This window comes from Micromonospora sp. NPDC048947 (assembly GCF_040649495.1).
GTDB classification, from domain to species: Bacteria; Actinomycetota; Actinomycetes; order Mycobacteriales; family Micromonosporaceae; genus Micromonospora; species Micromonospora alfalfae.
On sequence record NZ_JBEZFO010000005.1, the window covers coordinates 222,883 to 247,551 of the forward strand.

Annotated in this window: 24 protein-coding genes, 1 pseudogene and 1 riboswitch; of the genes and pseudogenes, 7 read left to right on the forward strand and 18 right to left on the reverse strand. The window is 72.4% G+C overall.

All coding sequences use genetic code 11. The features are described from left to right. Nucleotides 1-9 precede the first annotated feature (9 nt). Nucleotides 10-696 (reverse strand): BON domain-containing protein, encoded by a 687-nt coding sequence (locus tag AB0B98_RS10235; RefSeq protein ID WP_238670083.1) that lies wholly within the window; start codon nucleotides 694-696, stop codon nucleotides 10-12. Nucleotides 697-1,055: 359 nt separating this feature from the next. Here AB0B98_RS10235 and AB0B98_RS10240 point away from each other — a divergent pair, with 359 nt between their 5' ends. After that, nucleotides 1,056-3,779 (forward strand): cellulose binding domain-containing protein, encoded by a 2,724-nt coding sequence (locus AB0B98_RS10240; protein ID WP_357361863.1) that lies wholly within the window; start codon nucleotides 1,056-1,058, stop codon nucleotides 3,777-3,779. A gap of 152 nt (nucleotides 3,780-3,931) precedes the next feature. On the opposite strand, the gene AB0B98_RS10245 is transcribed toward AB0B98_RS10240, so the two are convergent. Next, on the reverse strand, nucleotides 3,932-4,330 hold the full coding sequence (locus tag AB0B98_RS10245) for a hypothetical protein (protein ID WP_238670081.1): 399 nt from the start codon (nucleotides 4,328-4,330) through the stop codon (nucleotides 3,932-3,934). Nucleotides 4,331-4,484: 154 nt separating this feature from the next. After that, the gene (locus AB0B98_RS10250; RefSeq protein WP_238670080.1) at nucleotides 4,485-4,625 is read right to left on the reverse strand and encodes a hypothetical protein; all 141 of its coding nucleotides are present in this window, start codon (nucleotides 4,623-4,625) and stop codon (nucleotides 4,485-4,487) included. 386 nt (nucleotides 4,626-5,011) lie between these two features. Between AB0B98_RS10250 and AB0B98_RS10255 the strand changes: the two genes are divergently transcribed. Then, on the forward strand, nucleotides 5,012-5,374 hold the full coding sequence (locus AB0B98_RS10255; RefSeq protein WP_030330302.1) for an STAS domain-containing protein: 363 nt from the start codon (nucleotides 5,012-5,014) through the stop codon (nucleotides 5,372-5,374). 17 nt (nucleotides 5,375-5,391) lie between these two features. Here the strand turns inward: AB0B98_RS10255 and AB0B98_RS10260 are convergent, their stop codons facing one another. Beyond that, entirely contained in the window at nucleotides 5,392-6,219 is an 828-nt protein-coding gene (locus AB0B98_RS10260; RefSeq protein WP_357361865.1) for a 5'/3'-nucleotidase SurE, read from the reverse strand. Further along, on the reverse strand, nucleotides 6,216-7,193 hold the full coding sequence (locus AB0B98_RS10265; RefSeq protein WP_181518436.1) for a PfkB family carbohydrate kinase: 978 nt from the start codon (nucleotides 7,191-7,193) through the stop codon (nucleotides 6,216-6,218). Before AB0B98_RS10265 ends, AB0B98_RS10260 begins: the two co-directional genes overlap by 4 nt. Before the next feature lie 188 nt (nucleotides 7,194-7,381). Here AB0B98_RS10265 and AB0B98_RS10270 point away from each other — a divergent pair, with 188 nt between their 5' ends. After that, a complete protein-coding gene (locus AB0B98_RS10270; protein WP_357361867.1) occupies nucleotides 7,382-7,846 on the forward strand; it encodes an SRPBCC family protein in 465 nt (154 codons plus the stop codon). 184 nt (nucleotides 7,847-8,030) lie between these two features. Here AB0B98_RS10270 and AB0B98_RS10275 read toward each other — a convergent pair whose 3' ends face one another. The 5 genes from AB0B98_RS10275 to AB0B98_RS10295 all read right to left on the reverse strand — a co-directional run bounded on the left by AB0B98_RS10275 (nucleotide 8,031) and on the right by AB0B98_RS10295 (nucleotide 14,200). Next, nucleotides 8,031-8,540, reverse strand: coding sequence for a hypothetical protein (locus tag AB0B98_RS10275; RefSeq protein ID WP_357361869.1), 510 nt, complete (start codon nucleotides 8,538-8,540; stop codon nucleotides 8,031-8,033). Nucleotides 8,541-8,683: 143 nt separating this feature from the next. Next, the gene (locus AB0B98_RS10280; protein WP_238670405.1) at nucleotides 8,684-9,697 is read right to left on the reverse strand and encodes a hypothetical protein; all 1,014 of its coding nucleotides are present in this window, start codon (nucleotides 9,695-9,697) and stop codon (nucleotides 8,684-8,686) included. A gap of 56 nt (nucleotides 9,698-9,753) precedes the next feature. Then, nucleotides 9,754-9,885, reverse strand: a riboswitch (cyclic di-AMP (ydaO/yuaA leader). Between the two features lie 118 nt (nucleotides 9,886-10,003). Next, nucleotides 10,004-10,921, reverse strand: coding sequence for a cation diffusion facilitator family transporter (locus AB0B98_RS10285; protein WP_238670076.1), 918 nt, complete (start codon nucleotides 10,919-10,921; stop codon nucleotides 10,004-10,006). 106 nt (nucleotides 10,922-11,027) lie between these two features. Next, on the reverse strand, nucleotides 11,028-13,145 hold the full coding sequence (locus tag AB0B98_RS10290; protein WP_357361871.1) for an AAA family ATPase: 2,118 nt from the start codon (nucleotides 13,143-13,145) through the stop codon (nucleotides 11,028-11,030). 107 nt (nucleotides 13,146-13,252) lie between these two features. Further along, a complete protein-coding gene (locus tag AB0B98_RS10295; protein WP_357361873.1) occupies nucleotides 13,253-14,200 on the reverse strand; it encodes an alpha/beta hydrolase in 948 nt (315 codons plus the stop codon). Between the two features lie 170 nt (nucleotides 14,201-14,370). Between AB0B98_RS10295 and AB0B98_RS10300 the strand changes: the two genes are divergently transcribed. After that, entirely contained in the window at nucleotides 14,371-14,994 is a 624-nt protein-coding gene (locus AB0B98_RS10300) for a carbonic anhydrase (protein WP_357361874.1), read from the forward strand. Nucleotides 14,995-15,068: 74 nt separating this feature from the next. Here the strand turns inward: AB0B98_RS10300 and AB0B98_RS10305 are convergent, their stop codons facing one another. Continuing rightward, nucleotides 15,069-15,398 (reverse strand): hypothetical protein, encoded by a 330-nt coding sequence (locus tag AB0B98_RS10305; RefSeq protein ID WP_030330285.1) that lies wholly within the window; start codon nucleotides 15,396-15,398, stop codon nucleotides 15,069-15,071. Nucleotides 15,399-15,706: 308 nt separating this feature from the next. On the opposite strand from AB0B98_RS10305, the gene AB0B98_RS10310 reads away from it, so the two are divergent. Together AB0B98_RS10310 and AB0B98_RS10315 are read left to right on the forward strand one after the other, a co-directional pair. After that, nucleotides 15,707-16,198, forward strand: coding sequence for a DUF3145 domain-containing protein (locus AB0B98_RS10310; RefSeq protein ID WP_350860288.1), 492 nt, complete (start codon nucleotides 15,707-15,709; stop codon nucleotides 16,196-16,198). A gap of 85 nt (nucleotides 16,199-16,283) precedes the next feature. After that, nucleotides 16,284-18,017: a glycoside hydrolase family 3 protein gene (locus tag AB0B98_RS10315; RefSeq protein WP_357361876.1), complete on the forward strand. Its 1,734-nt coding sequence runs from the start codon at nucleotides 16,284-16,286 to the stop codon at nucleotides 18,015-18,017. Between the two features lie 30 nt (nucleotides 18,018-18,047). Here the strand turns inward: AB0B98_RS10315 and AB0B98_RS10320 are convergent, their stop codons facing one another. Then, nucleotides 18,048-18,719 carry a lipoprotein gene (locus AB0B98_RS10320; RefSeq protein WP_357361878.1) on the reverse strand — a complete coding sequence of 224 codons (672 nt, stop codon included), beginning with the start codon at nucleotides 18,717-18,719 and terminating at the stop codon, nucleotides 18,048-18,050. Between the two features lie 135 nt (nucleotides 18,720-18,854). Between AB0B98_RS10320 and AB0B98_RS10325 the strand changes: the two genes are divergently transcribed. Continuing rightward, nucleotides 18,855-19,073: a hypothetical protein gene (locus AB0B98_RS10325; RefSeq protein ID WP_357361879.1), complete on the forward strand. Its 219-nt coding sequence runs from the start codon at nucleotides 18,855-18,857 to the stop codon at nucleotides 19,071-19,073. A 50-nt stretch (nucleotides 19,074-19,123) separates the two neighbouring features. On the opposite strand, the gene fabF is transcribed toward AB0B98_RS10325, so the two are convergent. The 6 genes and pseudogenes from fabF to AB0B98_RS10355 form a co-directional block, all read right to left on the reverse strand. Next, the gene (gene fabF, locus AB0B98_RS10330; protein WP_124855678.1) at nucleotides 19,124-20,350 is read right to left on the reverse strand and encodes a beta-ketoacyl-ACP synthase II; all 1,227 of its coding nucleotides are present in this window, start codon (nucleotides 20,348-20,350) and stop codon (nucleotides 19,124-19,126) included. A 2-nt stretch (nucleotides 20,351-20,352) separates the two neighbouring features. Further along, nucleotides 20,353-20,592 (reverse strand): acyl carrier protein, encoded by a 240-nt coding sequence (locus tag AB0B98_RS10335; protein ID WP_030330276.1) that lies wholly within the window; start codon nucleotides 20,590-20,592, stop codon nucleotides 20,353-20,355. A gap of 85 nt (nucleotides 20,593-20,677) precedes the next feature. Beyond that, nucleotides 20,678-21,622: a beta-ketoacyl-ACP synthase III gene (locus AB0B98_RS10340; protein ID WP_238670069.1), complete on the reverse strand. Its 945-nt coding sequence runs from the start codon at nucleotides 21,620-21,622 to the stop codon at nucleotides 20,678-20,680. A 14-nt stretch (nucleotides 21,623-21,636) separates the two neighbouring features. Beyond that, nucleotides 21,637-22,545: pseudogene (locus AB0B98_RS10345) on the reverse strand (ACP S-malonyltransferase); the annotation flags it as partial. Between the two features lie 78 nt (nucleotides 22,546-22,623). Beyond that, entirely contained in the window at nucleotides 22,624-23,925 is a 1,302-nt protein-coding gene (locus tag AB0B98_RS10350; RefSeq protein WP_308193525.1) for a helix-turn-helix domain-containing protein, read from the reverse strand. Between the two features lie 48 nt (nucleotides 23,926-23,973). After that, a complete protein-coding gene (locus tag AB0B98_RS10355; protein ID WP_357362020.1) occupies nucleotides 23,974-24,666 on the reverse strand; it encodes a response regulator transcription factor in 693 nt (230 codons plus the stop codon). Nucleotides 24,667-24,669 lie beyond the last annotated feature (3 nt).

Sequence of the window (24,669 nt, forward strand, 5' to 3'; positions counted from 1 at the left end):
TGCCCCCGCTCAGCGCAGTCCCGGGGCGACAGCGATGTGGTTCTGCACCTCCCGGATGCCCGGCGCGGACCAGGCCACCTGCTCGACCTCGGCCCGTTCGGGCATCGAGTGCACCAGGCCGGCAAGTATCGCGGTGTCGCCGTGCACCCGGACGCTGATCCGTTCGGCCTCGGTCGCTCCGGCCCGGGCGAGGGCGTCGACGATCCGGTCGGCCACGTCGCGGGCGTCCGGCGCGGTGGCCGGTCTTACGGTGATGCCGTTGCTCACCCCGCGTACGCCGGTCAGCCGGGCGACAGCGCGTTCGGCGGCGCGGCGTTGGTACTCCCACTCGACGTCGCCGTGCAGCGTCACCCAGCCGGCCGAGACGGTGACCTGGAGCTTCTCGATGGGCACGAACGCGTCCCACTCCAGCCCGTGGCTGGCCGCGGCGGCCAGGTCGCTGTCGCCGCGCTCGGTGCCGTTGGTGAGCTGTACGGCCACGTCGTTGGCGACCGCCCGGACCGAGGCGACCCGGTGGGTGGCCCGTTCGGCGGCCCACTTCTTGGCGTAGCTGTCCACGCGGCCGGTCAGGGTGACGACGCCCTCGGCGACAGTCACGCCGATCTCGTGCGGCTGCACCCGCGGTTCCCAGGTCAGCTCGTCGAGAACGGCGGACTGGATGTCCTGGTCGGTGCGGTTGATCTCCGCGATGGCCATCTGTCCCTCCTCCGCTGTTCCGATGGCGGACCGTGTGGTGGCCGCGGCCGGAGGTCCGCCGTGCTGCGATGGTGCCGCCGCCTCGGGTGAGCCGCCCTCGCCCGGACCGGGTGACGTCGCGGCCCGACCTGGGCGGCACGGCTGGGGGAACGGGGACGAACGTCGATGATGGGAGCGCTTCCAAAGCGAGCCGATTTCGGTTACGGTAATCGCGTTCCTCGATCGCGGGAGCCGTCGCGTCGGGTGGTGGAGCCAGGGCAGCTCTACCCGTCCCCGTCGTCGTGCTCGTCCCCCGGGCCACGGCGTCACCCAGGCGATCGACCCCGTCCCCCGGGGCTCCATCCCGAGAGGAACCGCAGATGCGGAGAAGTCTCGCCGGCACTGTCGTGTCCGTGCTGGCCGCCGCCACAGCCGTCGTGGTGGTCCCGTTCACCGCCGCCGGGTCGGCCCCTGCCCCGGCCGCGGCGGAGGCGTACACCTGGCGCAACGTTCCGGTGGGTGGTGGCGGCTTCGTGCCCGGCATCGTCTTCAACCCCACCGAGAAGAACCTGATCTACGCGCGGACGGACATCGGCGGGGCCTACCGCTGGGAGCAGTCCAGCCAGTCGTGGACGCCGCTGCTCGACTGGGTCGGCGCGGACCGCTGGGGCTACAACGGCGTGGTCAGCATCGCCACCGACCCGGTGCAGACCAACCGGGTGTACGCCGCTGTCGGCATGTACACCAACGGCTGGGACCCGAACAACGGCGCGATCCTGCGCTCGGCCGACAAGGGCGCCACCTGGCAGGCCACCGAGCTGCCGTTCAAGAACGGCGGCAACATGCCGGGCCGGGGAATGGGGGAGCGGCTCGCCGTCGACCCCAACCGGAACAGCATCGTCTACTACGGCGCCGAGGGCGGCAACGGGCTGTGGCGCAGCACCGACCACGGCGTAACCTGGGCCCGCGTCACCGCCTTCCCCAACGTCGGCAACTACCGGGCCGACCCCAGCGACCCGAACGGCTACAACGGGCAGAACCAGGGCCTGACCTTTGTCAGTTTCGACAAGAGCACAGGCACCGCCGGCTCCACCACGCAGACCATCTACGTGGGAGTGGCGGACAAGCAGAACCCGGTCTACCGCAGCACCGACGGCGGCGTCACCTGGGCGCGCATCCCCGGTCAGCCCACCGGCTACCTGGCCCACAAGGGGGTCGTCGACCCGGTCGGTGGCCACCTCTACATCGCCACCAGCGACACCGGCGGCCCGTACGACGGCGGCAAGGGCGACGTCTGGAAGTTCACCCGTTCGACCGGTGCCTGGACGCGGATCAGCCCGATTCCCTCCACCAGCGCCGACGCCTACTTCGGCTACAGCGGGCTGACCATCGACAGGCAACGCCCGAACACCCTGCTGGTGGCCACCCAGGTCTCCTGGTGGCCGGACGCGATCTTCTTCCGCAGCACCGACGGCGGGGCGACCTGGACGCGGATCTGGGAGTTCAGCAACTACCCGGAGAGGTCCCGCCGCTACACCATGGACATCAGCTCGGTGCCCTGGTTGACCTTCGGTGTCAACCCGGCACCCCCGGAGGCCTCGCCAAAGCTCGGCTGGATGAACGAGTCGGTGGAGATCGACCCGCACGACTCCAACCGCATGATGTACGGCACCGGCGCCACCATCTACGGCACCACCGACCTGACCCGGTGGGACACCGGCGGCCAGTTCACCCTTCGACCCATGGTCAGAGGGCTGGAGGAAACGGCGGTCCTCGACCTGATCAGCCCGCCCAGCGGCGCACCCCTGATCAGCGCGCTCGGCGACGTCGGCGGCTTCCGACACACCGACCTGGACACGATTCCGTCGATGCTGTTCACCCAGCCGGTGTTCACGTCCACCACCAGCCTCGATTACGCCGAGAGCAAGCCCGCGGTGCTGGTGCGCGCCGGCAACTTCACCGACGCCGACCGGCCCAACGACAGTCACGTCGCCTTCTCCACCGACGGCGGCGCCACCTGGTTCCAGGGCACCGAACCGTCCGGCGTCAACCTCGGTGGCACGGTGGCCGCCGCGGCCGACGGCAGCCGCTTCGTCTGGGCACCCGGTGACGCGGGCCAACGCGTCGTCCACTCGGTCGGTTTCGGCAACTCCTGGGCAGCGTCAACCGGCATCCCGGCGAACGCCACAGTCGAATCCGACCGGGTCGACCCCACCCGGTTCTACGGCTTCAGCGGCGGGCGTTTCTACCTGAGCACCGACGGTGGAGCCAGCTTCACCCCGACCGCGGCGACCGGGCTACCCAGCACCGACGTACGTTTCAAGGCCCTGCCGGGCCGGGCCGGCGAGTTGTGGCTGGCCGGGCCGGGTGGCCTGTGGCGCTCCACAAACGCCGGCACCAGCTTCACCAGGCTGGACGGCGTCAGCGCCTCCGGCAACGTCGGTTTCGGCAAGGCGGCACCCGGGCGGACCAACCCCGCCGTGTTCCTCTACGGCACGGTGAACGGTCAACCGGGCGTGCACCGCTCCGACGACACCGGCGCGACCTGGGTACGCGTCAACGACGACCGCCACCAGTACGGCAATCCGACCGAGGCGCTGACCGGAGACCCTCGTGTCTACGGTCGGGTCTACCTCGGCACCAACGGTCGCGGCATCCTGGTCGCCGACCGCACCGGCGGCGAGCCCCCGACCACGCCACCTCCGACGACGCCACCGCCGACGACCCCACCCCCGACGACCCCACCGCCGACCACGCCACCGCCGACGACGCCGCCCCCGACGACGCCGCCGCCGTCCGCCGGTTGCGCGGCGACCTACCGGGTGACCGGATCCTGGTCCGGCGGTTTCCAGGCCGAGCTGGTGGTCCGCAACGCCGGAAGCGCCCCCATCGCCGGTTGGACCCTGAGCTGGACCTTTACCGACGGCCAGCGGATCAACCAGCTCTGGGGCGGCACCCACACCCAGACCGGGGCCGCCGTGTCGGTCCGGGACACGGGCTGGAACGGCGCGCTCGCCGCCGGGGCCAGCACCACCGCCGGCTTCCTCGGCTCGTGGGCCGGTAGCAACACGCCCCCGGCCGCCATCACCTGCACGAGCCGCTGAGCGGGTGATCCGGGGCGGGACCCCGGATCACCACGAAACACCGGTCCGCCGGGCCGCCTGAGGGGTCCGGCACCCGGCGGACCGGTCCACCCCGACACCACGCCGGGCCCCGCTCGACCTGAGTCGATCGGGGCCCGTGGTGGCGCTGTCGTTCAGACGGCGGGGGAGTTCGGGCGGTCGACGTCGACGAACTCCACGTCGTCGACGGCACTGTCGTCCCGGCTGCCGGCGGCCCGTGCGGCGGAGCCGACGGCCCAGCCGACCGCCGCGCCGACGAGCGCGGCGCCGATCAGGAGCGTCCAGGGCAGTGCCGGCTGACGGCCGGCGAGCGCGTCGAAGGCCAGCGAGGCGCGGCGTCGCGCCTCCTCGGCGGCGGATCCCACCAGGTCACCAGCCCCGTCGGCGAGATCGCTGCTGTTCTGGCGGGCCGAGCGGGCGGTGTCCCGCACACTGTCTCCGGCGTAGCTGACGGCTGAGAGCAGGTGCTCCCAGGCCTGGTCCGCGATCCGCTCCGGCTTGCTGCGGCGGTCCAGCAGGTTGGTTCCGAACATCGTGGTTACCTCCTCGGGTGCCGAAGCCGCCGGCCACTTCGGACTTCGGCGTCTTTCCAGCGCGTCACGGTGTCGCCTATCCCGCAGTGCCCCGCGTCAGCCGGACGCAAACCCCGACCTCCGCGGCGCACCGGTAGGCGGGTGCGCGACCGAATCAGCGCACCGCTGACACGGCGACACCTCTGGCGAAGTCGTCGTCATCGTCGTCATCGTCGTCTCCGCCACCGAAACCGCAGGCCAGGACGAGGGCGAGCAGAACACCGACGCCGGCCAGCCCGGCAAGTCGCTTGATCATCGAAGATCCTCTCCGTCGCGGTGGTGTCCCGGCCGATGCTAGGGCGCGTCGGCAACCGGGGGCGCGGGTCGCGCCGGCCGGGGGTGGGCGACACGCCGACGGCACACGGGGCAGGCGTACGTCATGGGCCGGTTGTCGGGCGCGCCGGGTCCGGACCGCTACCCTGGTTCGGCGGCGGGCCGGTCACGACCGATCGTCGATGGTCAGATAACGAAAAGTCTTGAGTAATCAGATGCTGAAAAGTACGGATATGGGTGCCTTTGTGGGCCCGGATCCGCGAATTGCTCATCCCGAGGGGTGGCGACCGAGGCCGTCGGAGGAATACTCTCGGTCGCGGCCCGCGTACTGATGAGGCGCCCGGGGGACGGGCGGGTGGAGGTGCTCGCGTGAGCCTGTCGATCGTGAAGTCGGTCCTGTCCGGTGGTGTCGTGGAGATCGCCCCACGGGGTGAGATCGACGTCGACACAGCGTACGAGGTGCGCGAAGCGATCGCTGAGGTGCTGGCCAAGGGCCGCCCTCTGCGCATCGAACTCAACATGAGGTTGGTCACCTTCATCGACTCGGTCGGCATCAGCGCCATGGTCGCCGGCTTCCAGACAGCCGAGGTCAGCGACGTCAAGCTGGTGGTCACCGAGCCGAGCCGGTTCGTGCACCGACAGCTCTGGGTGACCGGCCTGCTCGGTCTCTTCGGCGCCCCGGAGCCCTACTTCGCCGGTGCCGCCACCCCCGAGGTGCTGCCCGGCGCCTGAGCGCGCGGGCCGTCCCGTCAGGGCTGTTCGTCCAAGCCGGTCAGGTCGATGTCGGTCGCCTCGCTGACCGCTCGGATGGCCGTCACCGACGCGTACCCGGCGGCCAGCAGCGCCACGTCCGTGCCCGGCTGTGCGGCCTGCCCTGGCTCCTCCAGCGAGGTACGGACGAACCCGTGGCCGGATTCGGCCACAGTCATCTGCACCTGACCGAAGCTGGCCAGGGTGCCGCGCCGCACCCCGCGCAGTTGCCCGTGCGGCAGGTCCGGAGTGTTCACGTTGAGCACGCTCTCCATGGGCGCGGAGGTCAAGCGGGGGAGCAGGTCCAGGGCGACCCGCGCGGCGGTGCCCCAGTGCCGCTCGGCGTCGCGTACCCGGGCGGCGGCGTCCACGGCGGCGCCACCGCTCGCGGCCGTCGCCTCGCCGGCGGAGAGCACGTCCAGGGAGACCGCCATCGCCCGGCAGCCGTTGGTGGCGGCGGTGAACGCTGCGCCAACGGTCCCGGAGTGCAGCACAGCCCGGCCGGCGTTGGCGCCCCGGTTGACGCCGGAGAGCACCACCGACGGCGGTGGGCCGAACGCCCCGTGCAGGGCGATCAGCGTGATGAACCCCGGGGACCCGGCGACCCCGTACGCCGGCACACCCGCCAGGTCCGGCAGCGGGTGGTCGTTCACGACGACCCGCCCGTCGCGCTCCATGGCGCTCATCGCGGCGCTGGTGCCGCTCGCCTCCTCCATCGGCGCGGCCACCACGACGTCCAGGCCCCGCTGCTGGGCAGCCCAGGCGAGCGCCTGGATCCCCGGCGCGGCGATCCCGTCGTCGTTGGTGATCAACACCCGCACCGTCATCGCTCGACCACCCGGCCGGCCAACTCGTCAGGGGTGGTCCGCTCCTGTTGCCGGCTGTCCGCCGGCACCAGCCGGACCCGGTCCACCAGGCCGGTGATCGAGTCCAGCCGCCCGGTGCCCAGGCCGTGCCGGGTCACGTTCAGCGCGCCAGCGGCGGCGCCGGTGCGGATGGCGGTCCGAATGTCCCCGCCCCTGGCCACGACGGCCGCCACCCCGGCCGTCATCGAATCGCCCGCGCCGCGTGGGTCGGCGGCCTCCAGCCGGGGCATCTCGACCTGGAACAGCTCCCCGTCGATGAGCGCCAACGCCGGCTGGTCGGCACGGCTCACCACCACCGTCTCAGCGCCGCCCGCATGCAACTCGTACATGGCCCGGGTCAGTTCCTCGGTGTCGTCGCTGCGGGCGCGGCCGTCGCGGATCAACTCCTCGTGACTCACCTTGAGGAAGAACACCCCGCTCTCCAGCACCGAACCGAGGTGATCGCCGGAGAGGTCGACCACCACCCGCCCGCCGTTCGCACCGAGGTCGGCGGCGAAGCGCCGGTACAGGTCGGCCGGTACGAGCCACGGTTCGTTCGGCCCACTGAGGATGCTCACCGAGGCCCGCAGGCCCTCGCCGAGGGCGAGGTTGTACAGCTCGTCGATCTCGTGCCGACTCAGCGGCTGCCCGGGCACGTCGGCGATCTCCTGCCGGGAGCCCTCGCGCCGATCGTGCACGTACCCGCCGCTGCCGGAGTCACGGACCACCACCTTCAGGTCGACGCCCTCGCTGACCAGCAGCGGCTCCAGCACCTGGCCGATCTCACCGCCGAGGGCGGCGCAGAGCACCACGTCGACACCGAGGGAGATCACCATCCGGGCCTGCCAGACGCCCTGCCCGCCAGGGTGCAGGTGCAGCTCGGGGTGGTCGTTGGGCTGGTCCACAGTCACCGTCAGCTGCGGGGTGGGCGCGAAGACCATCACGTGCCCACTCATCGGTCGTCGCCGTTCATGCTGGCCGCCCTCCGGCACTTTCGGAAGATTTCGCACTAACCGACCTTAATGGCGCAGGTGGTGGCAGGTCGTCGCATCGGCCCGGTCCGGCGCGGCGCGGAGAGCCCGGGGCGTTGCCAGCCAGACATCGGTACGGGACGATCGGGCGACAACCGACGGCGGGAGACGGTGTGCTCAGCAGCGATACCTTCAGCTACACCGTCCAGGCCCGGTGCTCACCCGCCCAGGCGGCGGCGTTGCTCAGCGACCTGACCCGGCAGGGCGAGCTGCATCCGCTGATCGTCCGGGTTCGCCGGGTGCCAACCCGGCCCGGCGCCCAGGCCAGCTACACGATCAACGATCGGTTGGCGGCCGGTCCGCTGCGCTTCCGGACCACCTACCACGCGGACGTGCTGATCAGCGACGCCGATGAGATCGTCATGGTGGCCCGCCAGTGGCCGGCCACCACGGTGCGAAACCACACCCGACTACGCGCCGAGCCGGACGGGCTGGTCCGCATCGACGTCGAGATCACCCTGACCGCGCCGACGCCACTGTTCCGGTACGCGTTCCGCCAGGCCCAGGCCGCTCACCTCGCCCTCGCCACCCGGCTGGGCGCCGCCCTCGACCGCACCGGCAACTCCCCGCCCACCTGACCACCCCACCCCCACCCCCACCCCCACCCCGCCCCGCCCCGCCCGCCCCGCCCCGCCCGCTGCGTCGATCTTGCAGTTTCGGTTGTCGATATCAGCGGAATGCCCCATGTGTCGGGACAGTAAGTGCAAGATCGCGGGGAAGGGCGCACCTTGACCTGCTGCCGGCGTGGAGCGGCGGCGGGGCCTAGATCGTGGTTGCGGCGCGATCACGGGTTGTGCGGGCCGGTCGGGCGGCGGGACGTCGACCCCACGGCTTGTAGGTGGACAGCACCGTCGCGATGATCATCAGGCTGGTCGACACCGCTGGCGCGATGACCAGGTCGGCGCGATCCCGTGCCGGCAGGGCGGCGCCGACCGCTCCGGCGTGGCGCAGGTTCGGGGTGAGCAGGAACAGCACCAGCCCGACCATCACGGTGGTGAGCACGAGTTTGACCAGCACCCAACGGTGGCGCAGCAGGCCCCACGGGGTGAGCAGCGAGCTGGCGACTCCGATCAGCCAGACCAGGACGCTCAGCGGCGCGAACAGCACCGTGCCGACCAGGGCCGTGACCGGATAGACCACCGCCGCGTCGGCGCCCCGCTGCACGGCGATGCCGAGGGTGAGCAGCACCAGGTCGGCGCCGAGCCAGCCGAGCGAGGTGACGAGGTGCAGTGTGAGCAGCGCCTTGCGGGTGGTGGGTCGGATCCGAGGCATACCGCGATGCTGCCCGCGAACCGCGGCCGGGTCGTCCGACGAGCGACGACATCAGGGGTACGCCCGGCGACGTAGCCGGGCCCCCGGACGCACGTGATGCCTGTGAGTCATCACGATGACTCACAGGCATCACGACGGCTGGGTCAGTAGACCGACAGGTGGACGTGGTTGGTGTGGTCGGTCGACGGGGTGCCGTGCGCCCCGCTGTACGACTTCCACCCGCTGCTGGGCAGCCAGATCTGCCGGTACCAGATCACGTAGAGCACGGCGAGCCGGTCCGCGTTGCGGATGAAGTACGCGGCCAGGTTGTTGCCGTAGGTCTTGTCGCCGCCGGTGGCGTTCCCGCCGAAGCCGCCCTTCTGCGCCGCGAAGTCGCAGGCCCGGCCCTTCGGGTGTTCACCGGAGCCGCTGGGGCGGTGGCACGAGACGTACCGGGTGAAGCCCGCCGCCTTGGCCTGGTTGAGCGCGTGCAGGGTGCGCGGGGTGATGCAGCCGCTGGCCGGCGTGGGGTCGTTGACGCTGCACGACTCGGAGGGCCAGGAGCCGTCGGAGTTGCGCGGCGCGGCAGTCGCGTTGGCGCTGGAGGTGCCCCGGTTGGAGCCGGCATCGGCGGTGGTCTGCGGTCTGGGTGTGGTGGCCACGGTCAGGGCCCGTTCGGCCTGTTCCTTGCGCTTGGCCATCACCGCTACCTGTTTGCGCTGTTCGTTGATCTCGCCGTCCAGGGCGACCCGGGTGCGGTTGGCCTTGTCCTTGCTGTTCAGCAGGTCGCGCAGCACCCGGTCCTCGTTGGCCGCCACCGCGTCCAGCGCCGCCGCCCGGTCCATGAAGCCTTCCGGGGTGTTGCTGTTGAGCAGCGCCGACATCGCACCGAGCCGGCCGGTGCGGTAGGCCACTTCGGCGATCTCGCCGACCTTGCCGTTGCGCTGCTCGATCTCGACCTCGATGGTCTTCAGCTGGGTGGCGAGCTGCTTCTGCCGTTGCACCGAGGTGTCCAGGGCGCGCTTCGCGTCCAGGTAGCCCTTGCTGGCCGCTTCGAGCTGGGCGCGCAACGCCGGGGTGCCGCCCTCTTCGTCGGAGTCGGGTGCGGCGGCCCGCAGGCCGGTCGGGGGAGCGGCCGAGGCGGTGCCGGCCGGAAGCGCGACGCCGAGGGCGAACATCGCGACGATCAGGGCCGCCAGTCGGGCGGCGGGTGGTCGTGCTGGTGCCACTGCGCATGTCCTTCCGTCAGCCGCCGACCGGGTTAGCTGACGGGTTCGGGACGGAAGATCCCTACCGCTGACGCGGATGCACCCCAGGAACATGGTTCCCCGGTTCGCCCAGCTGGGCGATTAGGCGGCGACCGCCACCGGCGCCGGGAGGGCGCCGCCTGGTGGAGGCCGGGACCGAGCCTACCGGTGCCGGTGGGGCTGCTGCAGCCAATGTGACGGACGGTGCGTGCGTCACCACGGAAAAGTACGACTCCGTCACCATTCGATGGAGCCGCAGGCTCCAGAAGCGGCGCCGGGCTCGATCTGCAACGTCGCGTGCTCGATGCGGAAGTCGTCGTGCAGGGCCGTACGCGCCGCGGTGAGCACCGCGCCGACCTCCGCGCCGGGTGCCATCGTCAGGTGGGCGGAGGCCACCTCCATGCCCGAGGTGAGCGTCCAGACGTGCAGGTCGTGCACCTCGACGACCCCGGGGACGGCGGCGAGCCGGTCGTGCACGGCCGTCACCTGGAGGTGCTCCGGGGCGGCCTGCACCAGGATGCGGATGGCGGCGCGGGCCAGCCGCCAGGTGCGCGGCAGGATGAACACGCCGATGGCGACCGCGACCAGGGGGTCGGCCCACCACCAGTCGGTGACGGTGATGAGCAGGGCCGCGCCGATGACGCCGAGCGAGCCGAGCAGGTCGCCGAGCACCTCCAGGTAGGCGCCCTGGAGGTTGATGCTCTCCCGGGCCCCGGCGCGCAGCAGCGCGAAGGCGGCGATGTTGGCGAGCAGGCCGAGCACTGCCACCGCGAGCATCGGGCCGGCGATGACCTGGTGCGGGTCACCGAAACGGCGGATCGCCTCGATCACCACGTAGATCGCGACGCCGGAGAGCAGGACGGCGTTGGCCAGCGCGGCGAGCACCTCGAGCCGGTAGAGCCCGAAGGTGCGCTGCGGGTCGCCGGTGGCCCGCCGGGTCGCCGTGATGGCGGCGAGCGCCATCCCGATGCCGAGCACGTCGGTGAACATGTGCCCGGCGTCGGAGAGCAGGGCGAGCGAGCCGGTGTGCAGGGCGACCACCGCCTCGACCACCATCAGGGTGGCGAGCAGGCCGAATGCCGCCCAGAGTCGACCTCGGTGCTGGTGTGCGGCATTGGCGACGGACCCATGGTGGTGGTCATGACCTGCGCCCACGAGAACCACCTTCCGCCGCCGGCCGGGACCCGGTCAAATGTATGCTCACATCGCTATGTGTGCAAGTGTATGGCCACCACCTTCCGTTGGCGGCAGTCCGCACACGTCAGCCGGTCGGGTCGATGGTGGTGAGCCGCTGGGTGGCCCGGGAGAGCGCCACGTACAGGGTGCGTACCCCGGCCCCCGGATCCGCCCGGATCTCGCTCGGGGCGACAAGCACGACTCCGTCGTACTCCATGCCCTTGGCCTCCAGGCTGGTCACCACCTGCAACCTCGGCGCGCCGAGCGCGCCCAACCACCCGGCTACCTCGTCCCGGCGGGGGACCGGCGTGATCACGCCGACCGTGCCCTCCACCTCGGCCAGCAGGCCGGCGGCGGCCTCCACTGTCGCGGTCTCCAACCCCGTCGCGGGCACCACCAGCTCCACCGGCTCGACCCCGGTGGAGCGGACGGCGGTCGGCAGCGGCAGGTCCGGGTAGAGCCGACGGATCTCCGCCGCCGCCACCGCGAAGATCTCCGACGAGTTGCGGTAGTTGGTGGTGAGCGTGAAGTCGTGCCGCTTGCGCCGGCCCAGCGCCTGGTCGCGGGCTCGGGTCAGCTCCTCCGGATCGCCGGTCCACGCGGTCTGGGCGGGGTCGCCCACCACTGTCCAGGAGGCCAGTCGGCCGCGCCGACCGATCATCCGCCACTGCATCGGCGAGACGTCCTGCGCCTCGTCCACCACCACGTGCGCGTACTCCCGGTAGTCCTCCGGGCGCTCCCGGGCCGCCGCGCGGGCGGCCCGCTGCCGTTCACCGAGGGTGCTCAGCTCACGGACGCCGCCGGCGAGCTGGAACGGATCGCGTCGCGCGCGGGCCGGCTGCGCGGGCTTACCGAGCAGCGCGTCCAACTCGTCCAGCAACGCCACGTCGGCGATTGTCAGCCCGGCCGAGTCCAGGTTCCGGTACGCGGCATTGAGCAGCCGGATCTCCGCCGAGGAGAGGATCCCCCCGGCGTACCGGCGCAGCCGGTCCGGCTGCGCCAGCCAGCCGAGCACGTGCCGGGGGTGCAGCCGGGGCCACCACGCCTTGAGGAACTCCCGGAACTCCGACCGCTCGGCGATCTCCGCCTCGAAGGCCGGTTGCTCCGGCAGTCGACCGCTGCTCAGCTCACGGGCCTGCGTCCAGAGCGCGGCGAACACCCCGTCGAAACCGGCTCGGCGCACCTCGTTGCGTCGTGCGCCGCGTTGCAGCGCGCGGTCCCGGATCCGGTCCAGCGCGGTCCGGTCCAACCGCAGCAGTGTGCCCCGGTAGAGCAACCGCAGCTCACCCGGGCCGCCCGGCACCGCGTCGCGGGCCGCCTGTTCCAGGACCCGGCGCATCCGCAGCGAGCCCTTCACCGCCGCCACCTCGGGCGGGTCGGGTCGGGTGGCGGTCATCCCCGGGAAGAGGGTGCCCAGCGAGTGCAGGGTCGCGGTGTCCTCACCGAGCGACGGCAGCACGGAGCCGATGTACTCGACGAAGACCGACGACGGGCCGACCACCAGGATGCCGCCGCCGGCGTAGCGGCTGCGGTCGGAGTACAGCAGGAACGCGGCCCGGTGCAGGGCGACAGCGGTCTTGCCGGTGCCGGGGCCGCCCGCGACGATGGTCACCCCGGAGCCGGGCGAGCGGATCGCCTCGTCCTGCTCCCGCTGGATGGTCGCCACGATGTCGCGCATGCCCCGGCCGGTGGCCTTGGACAGGGTGGCCAGCAACGCGCCGTCACCGACGACGGTCATCCCCTCCGGAGCGGCCGTCGGGTCCAGCAGGTCGTCCTCGATCCGGGTGACCCGCTCGGCGCGGGACTGGATGGTGCGGCGCCGCACCACGTCCAGCGGCTGCGCCGGTGTGGCCTGGTAGAAGGCGGCGGCGGCCGGTGCGCGCCAGTCGACGACGAGCGTCACGGCGTTCTCGTCGCGGATCCCCAGTCGTCCGACGTGCAGCACCTGACGGTCGCGCAGGTCCAGCCGGCCGAAGACCAGCCCCTCGTGCTCGGCGTCCAGGGTGTGCCGCCGCTGCGCCGCGTGGAAGACCATCGCGTCGCGCTCGACCAGGGCGCCGTGCGTGCCCACCCGGGCCATCCGGTAGCCGTCACGCTCGGCCCGGACGGCCGACTGCCGCAGCTCGGCCAGTCGGGCGTACACCCGGTCGAGGTGTCGTTGCTCGACGGCGATCTCCTGCTCCAGGCCGGTCTGGTCGGTCAACGCACGCTCCTTCAGAGGTCGCCGGCAGGCGGCGGGAACCGCGCGGGCCAACCGAGAAGAGTACGGCCCCGGAGCCGACCCGCCGCGCCCGAGGTGCGCGAACGTGCTCAGGCACCCGTCTCGACGGGGGCCGCGTCACGGTGAGCCGGCGGCGATTCGGCGAGCACCCGCCGCACCACGCCGGTGAGCGCGGCGTTGACCTCGTCCGGACGTTCCATCATCAGCATGTGCCCGGCACCGGGGCAGACGGTCAGCTCGGTGGCCGGCAGAGCCGCCGCGATCGACTCGGCGCACGGTGGCGGGGTCAGCCGGTCCCGGTCACCGACCAGGGCGGCGGCCGGCAGGTGGGCCAACGCGGCGAGGGTGTCCAGCCGGTGCTGGGTGCCGATGGAGGCGCGGAACCCGCCGATCGAGCGCAGCGAGGCCCGAGCCACCGCCGACGTCACCAGGCGGATGTCGGCCGGCTCGCAGCGGTCACCGAAGAGCATCCACCGGATGCTCGGTTGCAGCGCGTTCAGCAGTGCCCGGGGCGCGCGCCACGAGCCACACCGGGCCAGCACACCGGCGCCGGTCGTCTCGGCCAGCCGGATCAACCGGGCGATCCGCGGCGAGAGCCCGTAGACGGTGTGCGTGTGCCCCTCGGCGGTGGTCGAGACGAAGACCAGGCCGGCGGTACGGGCGGCGAAGTGCGCGGGGTGGCGGTGCGCGTACTCCATGATCGTCATGCCGCCCATCGAGTGCCCGACCAGCACCACAGGGCCGGTCGGCGCGACCGCGTCGATCACCGCGGCCAGGTCGTCACCCAACTGGGCCACTGTGGCAGTGGGCAGCGCCATGCAGCTGGACCGGCCGTGCCCCCGCGCGTCGTAGGCCACCACCCGCACGGCACCGCCGAACGGCGGTGCCGTGAGCGCGTCGACCTGCCGGTGCCAGGCGCGCCCGTCCAGCGTCCAGCCGTGCAGCAGGATGGCGGTGACCTGGGCGTCCGTCGGACCCGTCGCCTCGACGTTGAGCCGTACGCCGTCCGGCAGACCGACCTCGAACCGCTCCGGCATCGCCACCTCCCCAGGGCCGCCCAGTACCACCTGCACCTCCGATACCCGGCGGTAACACCGGCTACCCGCCATGACACCACGCCAATCGCACCGTGGCGAACATTCCCGACCTCGCCCGTCCTGGACGGCGGCGGGCCAAGCTGGACGGCATGGGGTCGTCGGGAGCACCCATGGGCGCGACGTCGGGGCAGGGGCACCAGGCCGGCGGTACGCCCCGCGCCGCGCTTGCCGACCTGCTCGCCGGCAACCGGCGGTTCGTCAGTGGTCAGCCGGTGCACGGACACGACGTGACGGCCGCCGCAGCGGCCTCCGGCGACCAGCAGCCGTACGCAGTGGTGCTGGGGTGCATCGACTCCCGGGTGCCGTTGGAGGCGATCTTCGATCAGACCTTCGGCGCGATCTGCGTGATCCGTACCGGCGGGCACGTGCTCGATCGCGCGGTCTGCGGCTCGATCGAGTACGTGGTCGGGCAGCTCGGCGTACCGCTGGTGATGGTTCTCGGCCACGAGCGGTGCGGCGCGGTGCAGGCAACTGTGGAGTCGCTGCGCACCGGGCAGCGTCCCGGCGGGTCGCTGGCGCACCTGGTGGACGAGATCGCCCCGGCGGTGACCGAGGCGGGGCTCGACGATCCGGCGGTGCAGCCGCTGGCGATCCGCCGGCACGTCCGGCGCACGGTGCGCACCCTGCGCGAGGACGATCTGCTGGCCGGGCCGGTGGCTGCCGGCCGGGTGGCAGTGGTCGGCGGCCTCTACGACCTGGCCACCGGCGAGGTCGCCCTGCTCGATCCAGGCTGACCCGGCCTCCGGACACACGAAACCGCCCGCCGGGAACTCCCGGCGGGCGGTTTCGGTGGTGCGTGGGGGAGGGCTCAGCCCTCGAAGACGCCGGCCGCGACCAGGCGCTTCTCGGTGGCCTCCCAGCCGTCACCCGGGTGGGTGGCAGCCAGGTTGTTGATCTCCGCCCGGATCTTGGCGGCGTGGCCGGCGGCGGCCAGAACGCGGATCTCCTCGACGAAGGCGTCGGAGTCCGTGCGCAGGTGCGCGGTCTTGCCGTTGGTCAGGTTCCGCACGTAGGCGTGCTTGCCGCCGTTGAGCGGGATGAGGTACTTGAACTCGCCCAGCACGCTGAGGGCGCCACCCTGGCCAGCCTGGCCGGCCCGGACGGACGCGCGCGCGGTCTTAGAGGTGTTGCTCGCCACGGAGGTACTCCTTGCAAGACGTACGGGAGGACTGGACGTCCGGGGGCTGTGTGCGGGTCGTACGTGACTCGACCCGCGAAGGTGTAACGCGGCATAAGCCGCCGGTGGAACTGTACAGGACCACGACATCATGCTGGTCGTCGCGGTGTCCTGAGAGGCAACGGCGACCACCCGTCCGGCTATTCCACTCGGCGTTTTTTCCGATTCTCTGGCGCACCATGCGTCACAGGAGTCATCATGTGTTGCAGCAGCCACCTGGGTGGACGAGGTCGTAGGGGAAGACGCACCTCGCTCTCCGGGAGGTCACCGTGCCAACGCGTGGCGTCGTATACGTCCATTCGACCCCGCTCGCCGTGTGCTCACACGTCGAGTGGGCGATCGCGCGCGTCCTAGCCGCGCCGGTCAACCTGCAGTGGACGGCTCAGCCCGTCGACCCCGGCGCACGCCGGGCCGAGTGCGGGTGGACCGGTCGTCCGGGGACGGGCGCCGAGCTGGCTGCTGCCCTACGGCAGTGGCCCATGATCCGTTTCGAGGTCACCGAGGAGCCGAGTCCCGGCGCCGACGGTGAGCGCTTCATGTACGTGCCAGCCCGTGGCCTGTTCCGGGCAACGGTGGGCGTGGCCGGCGACATTCAGCTCGGTGAGGACCGCCTTCGGGCGCTGATGGCGACCTCCCGGGCCCCCGAGGCGCTGGCGCACGCCCTCGACAAGGCGCTCGGCACGGCATGGGACGCTGACCTGGAGCCCTACCGGTACGCCGGCGACGGAGCCCCGGTGACCTTGCTCACTCGGGTTGGCTGACCGGCCGGCGGGCCGCTGGCCGGACACGTCGCAGCGGTGACGACCGGTAAGGTCAAGTTGCCCCGATAAGGGAGAAGCTGGTGGGATGGGCGGCGTGTCGAATCGCCCGTGGCGCGCCAGTGTCGCTGTCGCAGCCCTGACCGCCCTGCTCGTCTCCGGCTGCTCCGGTGACCCGGAGCGCCCCACGCCGACGCCCAGCCCGGCCGGCACGTCCGCGGGCCCGAGCGTCCCGGCCGCGCCGCCGGCCGGCGACCCCGCCAGCCGCGCCGCCGCGCTGGTGGCGACGCTGGCCGACGAAGACCTCGTCGGCCAGGTGCTGATGCCGTACGCCTACGGCGACTCGGCGACGAAGGTCTCCGCCGGCTCGGCGGCCGGTAACCAGGCCCTGGCCGGGGTGGACACCCCCGCCGACATGATCGCCAAGTACCGACTGGGTGGCCTGATCCTGGTCGGCTTCAGCGCCGACGACCCGACCAAGGGCAACCAGGAGACCACCAACGTCGACAACCCCAAGCAGGTGCACGAGCTCACCGCCGGGCTGCGGAGCGCCGGCGGTCGGCTCGCCGCCGGTTCGGCGCCGCTGCTCATCGGCACCGACCAGGAGTACGGCGTCGTCACCCGTGTGAGCGACGGGGTCACAGTGCTGCCCAGCGCCCTCGCGGCCGGCGCGGCCGGTGACCCGAAGCTCACCGAGGCGGCCTGGCGGGCCGCCGGCACCGAGTTGGCCGCGATGGGCATCAACATCGACTTCGCCCCGGTGGCCGACGTGCTGGCCACCCGCAGCACCGTGATCGGCTCCCGGTCGTACGGCGCCGACCCGAAGAAGGCCGCCGCGCAGGTGGGCGGCGCGGTCCGCGGCCTCCAGGCGGTCGGGGTCGCGGCCACCCTGAAGCACTTCCCCGGGCACGGCCACAGCGCCGACGACTCGCACCAGGACCTTCCGGTGCTCACCCAGTCCGCCGCGGCGTTGCAGAGCGGCGCGTGGCCGCCGTTCACCGCCGGGATGGACGCGGGGGCGATGGCCGTGATGTCCGGTCACCTGGACGCGCGCGCGATCGACCCGGGAACCCCGGCGACGTTCTCGCACAAGCTGCTCACCGACGTGCTGCGCGGCCAACTCGGCTTCAAGGGCGTGGTGATCACCGACGGGATGAACATGCCGCCCGCGATGCGCTGGGCCCCCGGCGAGGCCGCGGTCCGGGCGCTCAACGCCGGTAACGACCTCATTCTGATGACCCCGAACGTCGGTCAGGCGTACGACGGGCTGCTCGCCGCGCTGCGCGGCGGATCCCTGCCCCGGACCCGGCTGGTCGAGGCGGTCACCCGGGTGCTGACAATGAAGTTCCAGCTCGCGGAGCTGCCGGCGGCGCAGATGTCCACGCTCAACACCCCGGCGCACCGGGCGGCGGCCGACGCGCTGGCAGCCGCCGCCGTCACCGTGCTCAAGGGCCCCTGCGGCAAAGCGGTACGCGGACCGGTCACCGTCACCTCGTCCGGCGGTCGGGACGGCACCCGGGCCACGCTCACCGCCGCGCTGACCGCCGCCGGGGTGCAGGTCAAGCCCAGCGGCGGCACGATCGTGCACCTGGTGGGCTACGGCGACGGCGCCAAGGACCTGAGCCCCGACGCGGCGGTGACCGTCGCCATGGACACCCCGTACGTGCTGGCCGACGCGAAGTCACCGACGCTGCTGGCGACCTACTCGTCCAGCCGGGCGTCGATGACCGGCCTGGCCGCCGTGCTCGCCGGCAAGGCCCGGCCGGGCGGCCGGTCCCCGGTGACCGTCCCCGGACTGCCCGCCACGACCTGCGGTACCTGACCGTCCGGCACGGCCCGGTCAGCGCCCACCTCACTCGCCCTTCGCGAGCCCCCGCACCGCGAGCCGGTACGCCGGCAGCACGTCGGTCCGTTCGGTGATCAGCCCCTCGTTGACCGCGAAGACGAGGGTCTGCCCCGCCGACTGGACGGCCAGCGCCCAGTTTCGCGACTGATCCTCCTCCTCGACCAGCGGGTTGGTGGCGAGCCAGGTCATCTCGGTGGCGTCGAAGCCGCCGGCGCGGAGGTCACGGAACTGTTGGCCGGCGACCGTCTCGCCGGCCCCGGCGGCGAAACTCTCCAACGCGGCGCGCGGCGTGACAGTCGGTGAGTCCGCCGCCCAGATCCGCAGGAATCCGCCGCCGGCCGGCCGGCCGTCGACCTCGCAGCGGACGGTGGTGCCGCCGCGCTTGGTGAGCGCCTCGCCGACCAGTTCGGCCAGCTCGCCCTTGGGCGGCTCGATCGCCTTCGCCGTCCACCCGTCGGCCAGCGGAAACGTCACCGGTACCGGGCAGGGGGAACCGATGCCGCCGGCCGTGCCGCCGGGTGACGCCGGGGCCACCTCGTCGTACCAGGGCTCGCCAGCGGCCTCTGGCGCCGGGCTGCCGGTCGCGGGCCCGGCCGGAGCGCCGGCGTCGTCGCCGCAGCCGGCCAGCAGGCCGAGGGTGAGCGCCGCCGACACGGCGACGCGGGTACGAACGTCCATAGTCGTGATCCCCGTCAGTCGATCTTCAGTCGGCCCATCTAAGCCGTGCGGTCTCTCGACGTCAATCGGGATCGTGCGCCCGGCACGACGGAAATCGGGTCGCCCCCGGCCGGTCGGTCTGACAGCCTCACCCCCATGGGAACGGCAGCAGGATTCCGGCACGTGCAACGGGCGGACGGCACTGTGGTGATCACCCACCACGGCCGGGTCGCCGGCACGCTGCGCGGCGCTCGGGCCGAAGAGTTCCTGGCCGAGGTCGACGACGACCCGCAGTTGGTGATGGCCCGCTGGACCGGCAACTACCGCCACGGCAACGAGCGCACCGCCAAACAGCACCCCCGCAACCGAGGCTGAACGACGAAAGGGCCCCTCCTCTCGACGAGGAGGGGCCCTTTCGCAGGATCTCAGGGGCGGGCGAAGACGAGAGCCACGTTGTGGCCGCCGAAGCCGAACGCGTTGTTCAACGCGGCCGGGATCTCCATGTGGCGGGCCTTGTGCGCGGCGACATCCAGGGTGAGGCCTGGCTCCGGGTCGTCGAGGTTGATCGTCGGAGGGACGACACTGTCGCGGATCGCCAGGATGGTGGCGATCGACTCCAGCGCTCCGGCCGCACCGAGCAGGTGACCGGTCATCGACTTCGTCGCGGACAGCACCGGGTGGTCGCCGAGCGCCTTGTGCAGCCCACCGATCTCCAGCATGTCCCCGACGGGGGTCGACGTGGCGTGCGCGTTGACGTGCACGATGTCCCGCTTCGCCACGTCCGCGTCGGCGATCGCCTTGGCGATGGCCCGGATGGCGCCCTCGCCCTCGGCGTGCGGCTGCACGATGTCGTACGCGTCGGAGGTGATGCCGGCGCCGGCGAGGCGCGCGTACACCCGGGCACCCCGGGCCGCGGCGTGCTCGGCCCGCTCCAGCACCACGATGCCGGCGCCCTCGCCGAGGACGAAGCCGTCCCGGCCCCGGTCCCACGGGCGGGAGGCCCGCTCCGGGTCGTCGTTGCGGGTCGACATGGCCCGCATCGAGCTGAATCCGGCGATCGGCAGGGGGTGGATGACCGCCTCGGTGCCGCCGGCCACCACCACGTCGGCCCGGCCGGAGCGGATGATGTCCAGGCCGAGGGCGATCGCCTCGGCGCCGGTGGCGCAGGCGCTGGCCACCGAGTGCACGCCGGCCTTGGCGCCCAGCTCCAGCCCGACCCAGGCGGCCGGACCGTTCGGCATCAGCATCGGGATGGTGTGCGGGGAGACCCGCCGTGGCCCGGAAGCCTCCAGGATGTCGTCCTGGGCGAGCAGAGTGGTGGCACCGCCGATGCCGGAGCCGACGCTGACGGCCAACCGCTCCCCGTCCAGGTCGGAACCGGCGAGGCCGGCGTCCGCCCAGGCCTGCTGCGCCGCGATGATCGCGATCGCCTCGGACCGGTCCAGGCGGCGTAGGCGGACCCGGTCCAGCACCTCGGACGGCTCCACGGCCAACTGGGCGGCGATCCGGACCGGCAGTTGCTCGGCCCACTCCTGGGTGAGGGCACTCACCCCGGAGCGGCCGGCGAGCATTGCGTCCCAGGTCGACGCGACGTCCCCGCCAAGCGGGGTCGTCGCGCCGAGCCCGGTGACGACGACGTCTGGACGACTCATGATCAGGACTGCGCCGCGATGTAGCTGACTGCGTCGCCGACGGTCTTGAGGTTCTGCACCTCGTTGTCCGGGATCTTGACGCCGAACTTCTCCTCGGCCGCGACCACTACCTCAACCATGGAGAGCGAGTCGACGTCGAGGTCGTCGGTGAAGGACTTCCCCTCGGCCACGTCGTCCGGGTTCACCCCGGCAACCTCTTCGAGGATCTCGGCGAGGCCGGTGGTGATCTCGTCACGGGTCATTGCGGTTGGTTCCTTTCATCGGGGTTCTCCGGCGGCCGGCGTCGCCGACCGCCGCTCCTGGACGCGTACGCGCCCGAGGGGGTCATCAGGGGCAGCGGACGACCTGACCGGCATAGGTCAGGCCACCGCCGAAGCCGAACAGCAGCACCGGTGCGCCGGAGGGCACCTCCCGGCGCTCGACGAGCTTGGACAGGGCCAGCGGCACGCTCGCCGCGGAGGTGTTGCCGGACTCGACGATGTCCTTCGCGATGATCGCGTCGGGGATGTTGAGTCGCTTGGCGATGCCGTCGATGATCCGGGCGTTGGCCTGGTGCGGCACGAACGCGGCCAGCTCCGACGGGTCGACCCCGGCCCGCTCGCAGGCCTGGAGCGCGAGCGGCGCGATCGCTGTGGTGGCCCAGCGGAACACTGCCTGCCCCTCCTGCTGGATGTACGGGCGCCAACCCTCGATGCGGACCGCGTCGCTCTTGTCCGGCACCGAACCCCAGACGACCGGGCCGATCCCGGTCGGCTCGTCGTCGGCGGTCGCGGAGACCACCGCGGCACCGGCTCCGTCCGCGAAGATGATGCAGGTGGAGCGGTCGGTCCAGTCGGTGAAGTCGGACAGCTTCTCCGCGCCGATGACGATCGCGTTGCGCGACGCCCCAGCCCGGATGGCGTGGTCGACGGTGCCCAGCGCGTACGCGAAGCCCGAGCAGGCGGTGTTGAGGTCGAACGCGCCCGGCGCGGTGATGCCCAGCTTGCCGGCGACCCGGCAGGCCACGTTGGGGCTGCGGTCGATGGAGGAGCAGGTGGCGACCACTACCAGGTCGATGTCGGCGGCGGTCAGGCCCGAGTTGGCCAGCGCCTTGCCGGCAGCCGCGGCGGCCATGTCGGCGACCGTCTCACTGTCGGCGATCCGCCGGCTGACGATGCCGACCCGGTCGCGAATCCACTCGTCGTTCGTGTCGACGAGCTGAGCGATGTCGTCGTTGGTCACCACCCGGGAAGGCTGGTAGTGCCCCATCGAGACGATGCGACTGCCAGTCATGAACGACCTCCGATACGGGCGATCAGGTCCCGTGCGGCCGGCAGGTCGTCCGGGGTGTTGAGGGTGACGATCTCCGGGGCGCCGTCGCCCTTGAGTTCCCGCTTGACCAGGCCGGCGAGGGTGCCGGCCGGGGGCAGCTCGATCACGCCGGTGACCCCGAGGTCGGCCAGCGTCCGCATGCACAGGTCCCAGCGCACCGGCGCGGTGACCTGACGAACGAGGCGCTGCACCATTGCCGCGCCGTTGTCGACAGCGGTGCCGTCGAGGTTCGACAGCAGGGTCCGGGCCGGATCGGCGGGGGTGATCCCGGCGGCCTCCGCGGCGAGCGCGGTCTCGGCCGGAGCCATGTACGGGGTGTGGAAGGCGCCGGCCACCTGGAGTCGGATGATCCGGGTCCGGGCGGGCGGCGCGGCGGCGAGCTTGTCCAGCCCGTCCAGGGCGCCCGCGGCGACGATCTGCCCGGCGCCGTTGCGGTTGGCCGGGTAGAGCCCGTTCGCCTCGATCGCGGCGATCACCTCGTCGGGATCACCACCGAGCACCGCGGCCATTCCGGTCGGCTCAAGCGCGCACGCGGCGGCCATCTCCCGGCCGCGGACGCCGGCCAGTGTGATCGCGGCGTCGGCCGAGAGCACACCGGCCAGGGCGGCGGCACCCAACTCGCCGACGCTGTGGCCGGCGGTGACTGCGACGTCGTCGAGCGGCAGGTGCTCGGCCGCGAGCAACGCCGCGGCGACCAGCAACGGCTGGGTGCGGGCGGTGTCCTTGATCTCGTCGGCGTCGGCAGCGGTGCCCAGGTGCAGCAGGTCGACCCCGGCCAGCGCCGACCAGTCGCGCAGCCGCGCCTCGGTGCCGGTCAGGTCGAGCCAGGGGGTCAGGAAGCCGGGTTTCTGAGAACCCTGGCCGGGACTAAGTACGGCGAGCACGTCTATGACTCTCCCGGATAAAGGCGGGTAACGCGGTGCCGCCTTCGACCAAACCACACTAGGACCTTTAGAGGTTTCCTACAAAGATCGGCGGGGATCATCCTCTGTTTGGGCGGATTTCCGGGTAGCCGGGGTCATTGTCTGAGTCGGGACCGCCGAGGCCAGCGGGGCGACCGGATCCAACCGACCCACTGTCAGCGCGACCTGAAGGGCGAACGCGTCGCGCGGCGACAGTGGCGAGAACCCGGTCACCTCGGCGATCCGCCGCAACCGGTAGCGCACAGTGTTCGGGTGCACGAACAGTGCCCGGGCCGCGCTCTCCAGCGTGCCACCGGCGGCCAGGAAGGCGTCCAGGGTCGCCAGCAGTTCCCCACCGGCGCGCACCAGCGTCGCGTACACATCGTGACGCAGCCGCCGACGGGCCTCGGCGTCGCCGGCGAGGGCCCGCTCCGGCAGCAGGTCGGCGGCCGGCACCGGCCGGGGCGCGCTCGGCCAGGCCGGTGCGGCCCGAAAGCCGGACAGCGCGGCCCGCGCCGACTCGGTCGCCTCGTCGAGACTCGGTACGGCCGGACCGACCACCACCGGGCCGTCCCCGAACGCGCTCAGCAGCTTCGCGGTGGCGGTCAGCGGGTCAGGCGCGCCGCCCAGCACGATGACCAGCCGGTCGCCGTGGACGCCGCCGATCACCTCCACGCCGATCCGGCGGGCCTGCCGATAGACCACGTGCAGCACCGCCGAGACCTCGCCGCCGGGCGACCGGCCGACAGCCACCGCCACCGGCGGGGCGTCCGCCCAGCCGAGCGCGGCGGCCCGACTGGCCAGGACGTCCGGCGAGTCACCGCGCAACAGCGCGTCGACAAGCAACGCCTGCAACCGGGCGTCCCAGGCGCCGCGCGACTCGGCGGCCCGCGCGTACACCCGGGCGGCGGAGAACGCGATCTCCCGCGAGAAGCGCAGCACCGCCTCGCGTAGCTGCTGCTCCTCACCCTCGGCGGCCAGGTGCGCCACCTGCTCCTCGACCACGTCGATCGTCACCTTGATCAACGCCACGGTCTGCTGGAGGGTGATCGACCGGGCCAACGCCTGCGGGGCGGCGGCGAAGACCTCGTCCGAGACCTCCTGGGTGCTGTCCGCCGTGCCGCCGCCGTCGCGCAACCACTGCACCAGCGACCTCGCGCCCGCCTGGGCCACCAGCATCACCCAGGAGCGCTGGTCGGCCGGCAGTGCCCGGAACCAGGGCAGCGTCTCGTCCATCCGGGCCACGCTGGAGGTGGCCAACGCCCCCGCCGATCGTTCGATCCGGCGCAGCGTGGCCGACAGCTCCCCACCGCCCGGCGTGCTCACCGCCCTAGCCTGACACGTCGTGAGCAGGCCAACCACGCCGGCACCGGTCCGCCGACCACTGTCTGCGCGCCCAGCGGGCCCGTCTCACGGCTGCGGGGGAGCGGGCAGGCCCACCTCCTGGGCCAGGATCGCGGCCTGCACCCGGCTGCGCAGGTCCAGCTTGGCCAGGATCCGGCTCACATGAGTCTTGGTGGTGCTCTCCGCCAGCACCAGTCGATCGGCGATCTGCTGGTTGGACAGGCCCAACCCGAGGCAGGCCAGCACGTCGCGCTCACGCGGAGTGAGGGTGCCCAGCGCGGCCCGGGCGTCCGCCGACGCGCCCGGCGCCGTGGCCGCGAACGCGGTGATCAACCGGCGGGTCACAGTGGGTGCGATGAAGCCGTCACCCCGCGCCACCGTCCGCACCGCGCTGACCAGGCCGTCGGCGTCGGTGTCCTTGAGTAGGAACCCGGCCGCGCCGGCCCGCAACGCCCCGAAGACGTACTCGTCGAGGTCGAAGGTGGTGAGCACCAGCACGTCGGCGAGCCCGTCGCTGACGATCGCCCGGGTCGCGGAGATCCCGTCCCGGCGCGGCATCCGCACATCCAGCACCGCCACGTCGGGGCGCAACTCCCGGCACAGGCGCACCGCGGCGTCCCCGTCGGCCGCCTCGCCGACCACCTCGACGCCCGCCGAGCCGTTCAGGATCATCGCCAGTCCGGCCCGTACCGCCGGCTGGTCGTCGGCGAGCACCACCCGAACCGTCGCCGGGCCCGCGTCGTCCGGGGGCCCCGCCAGCCC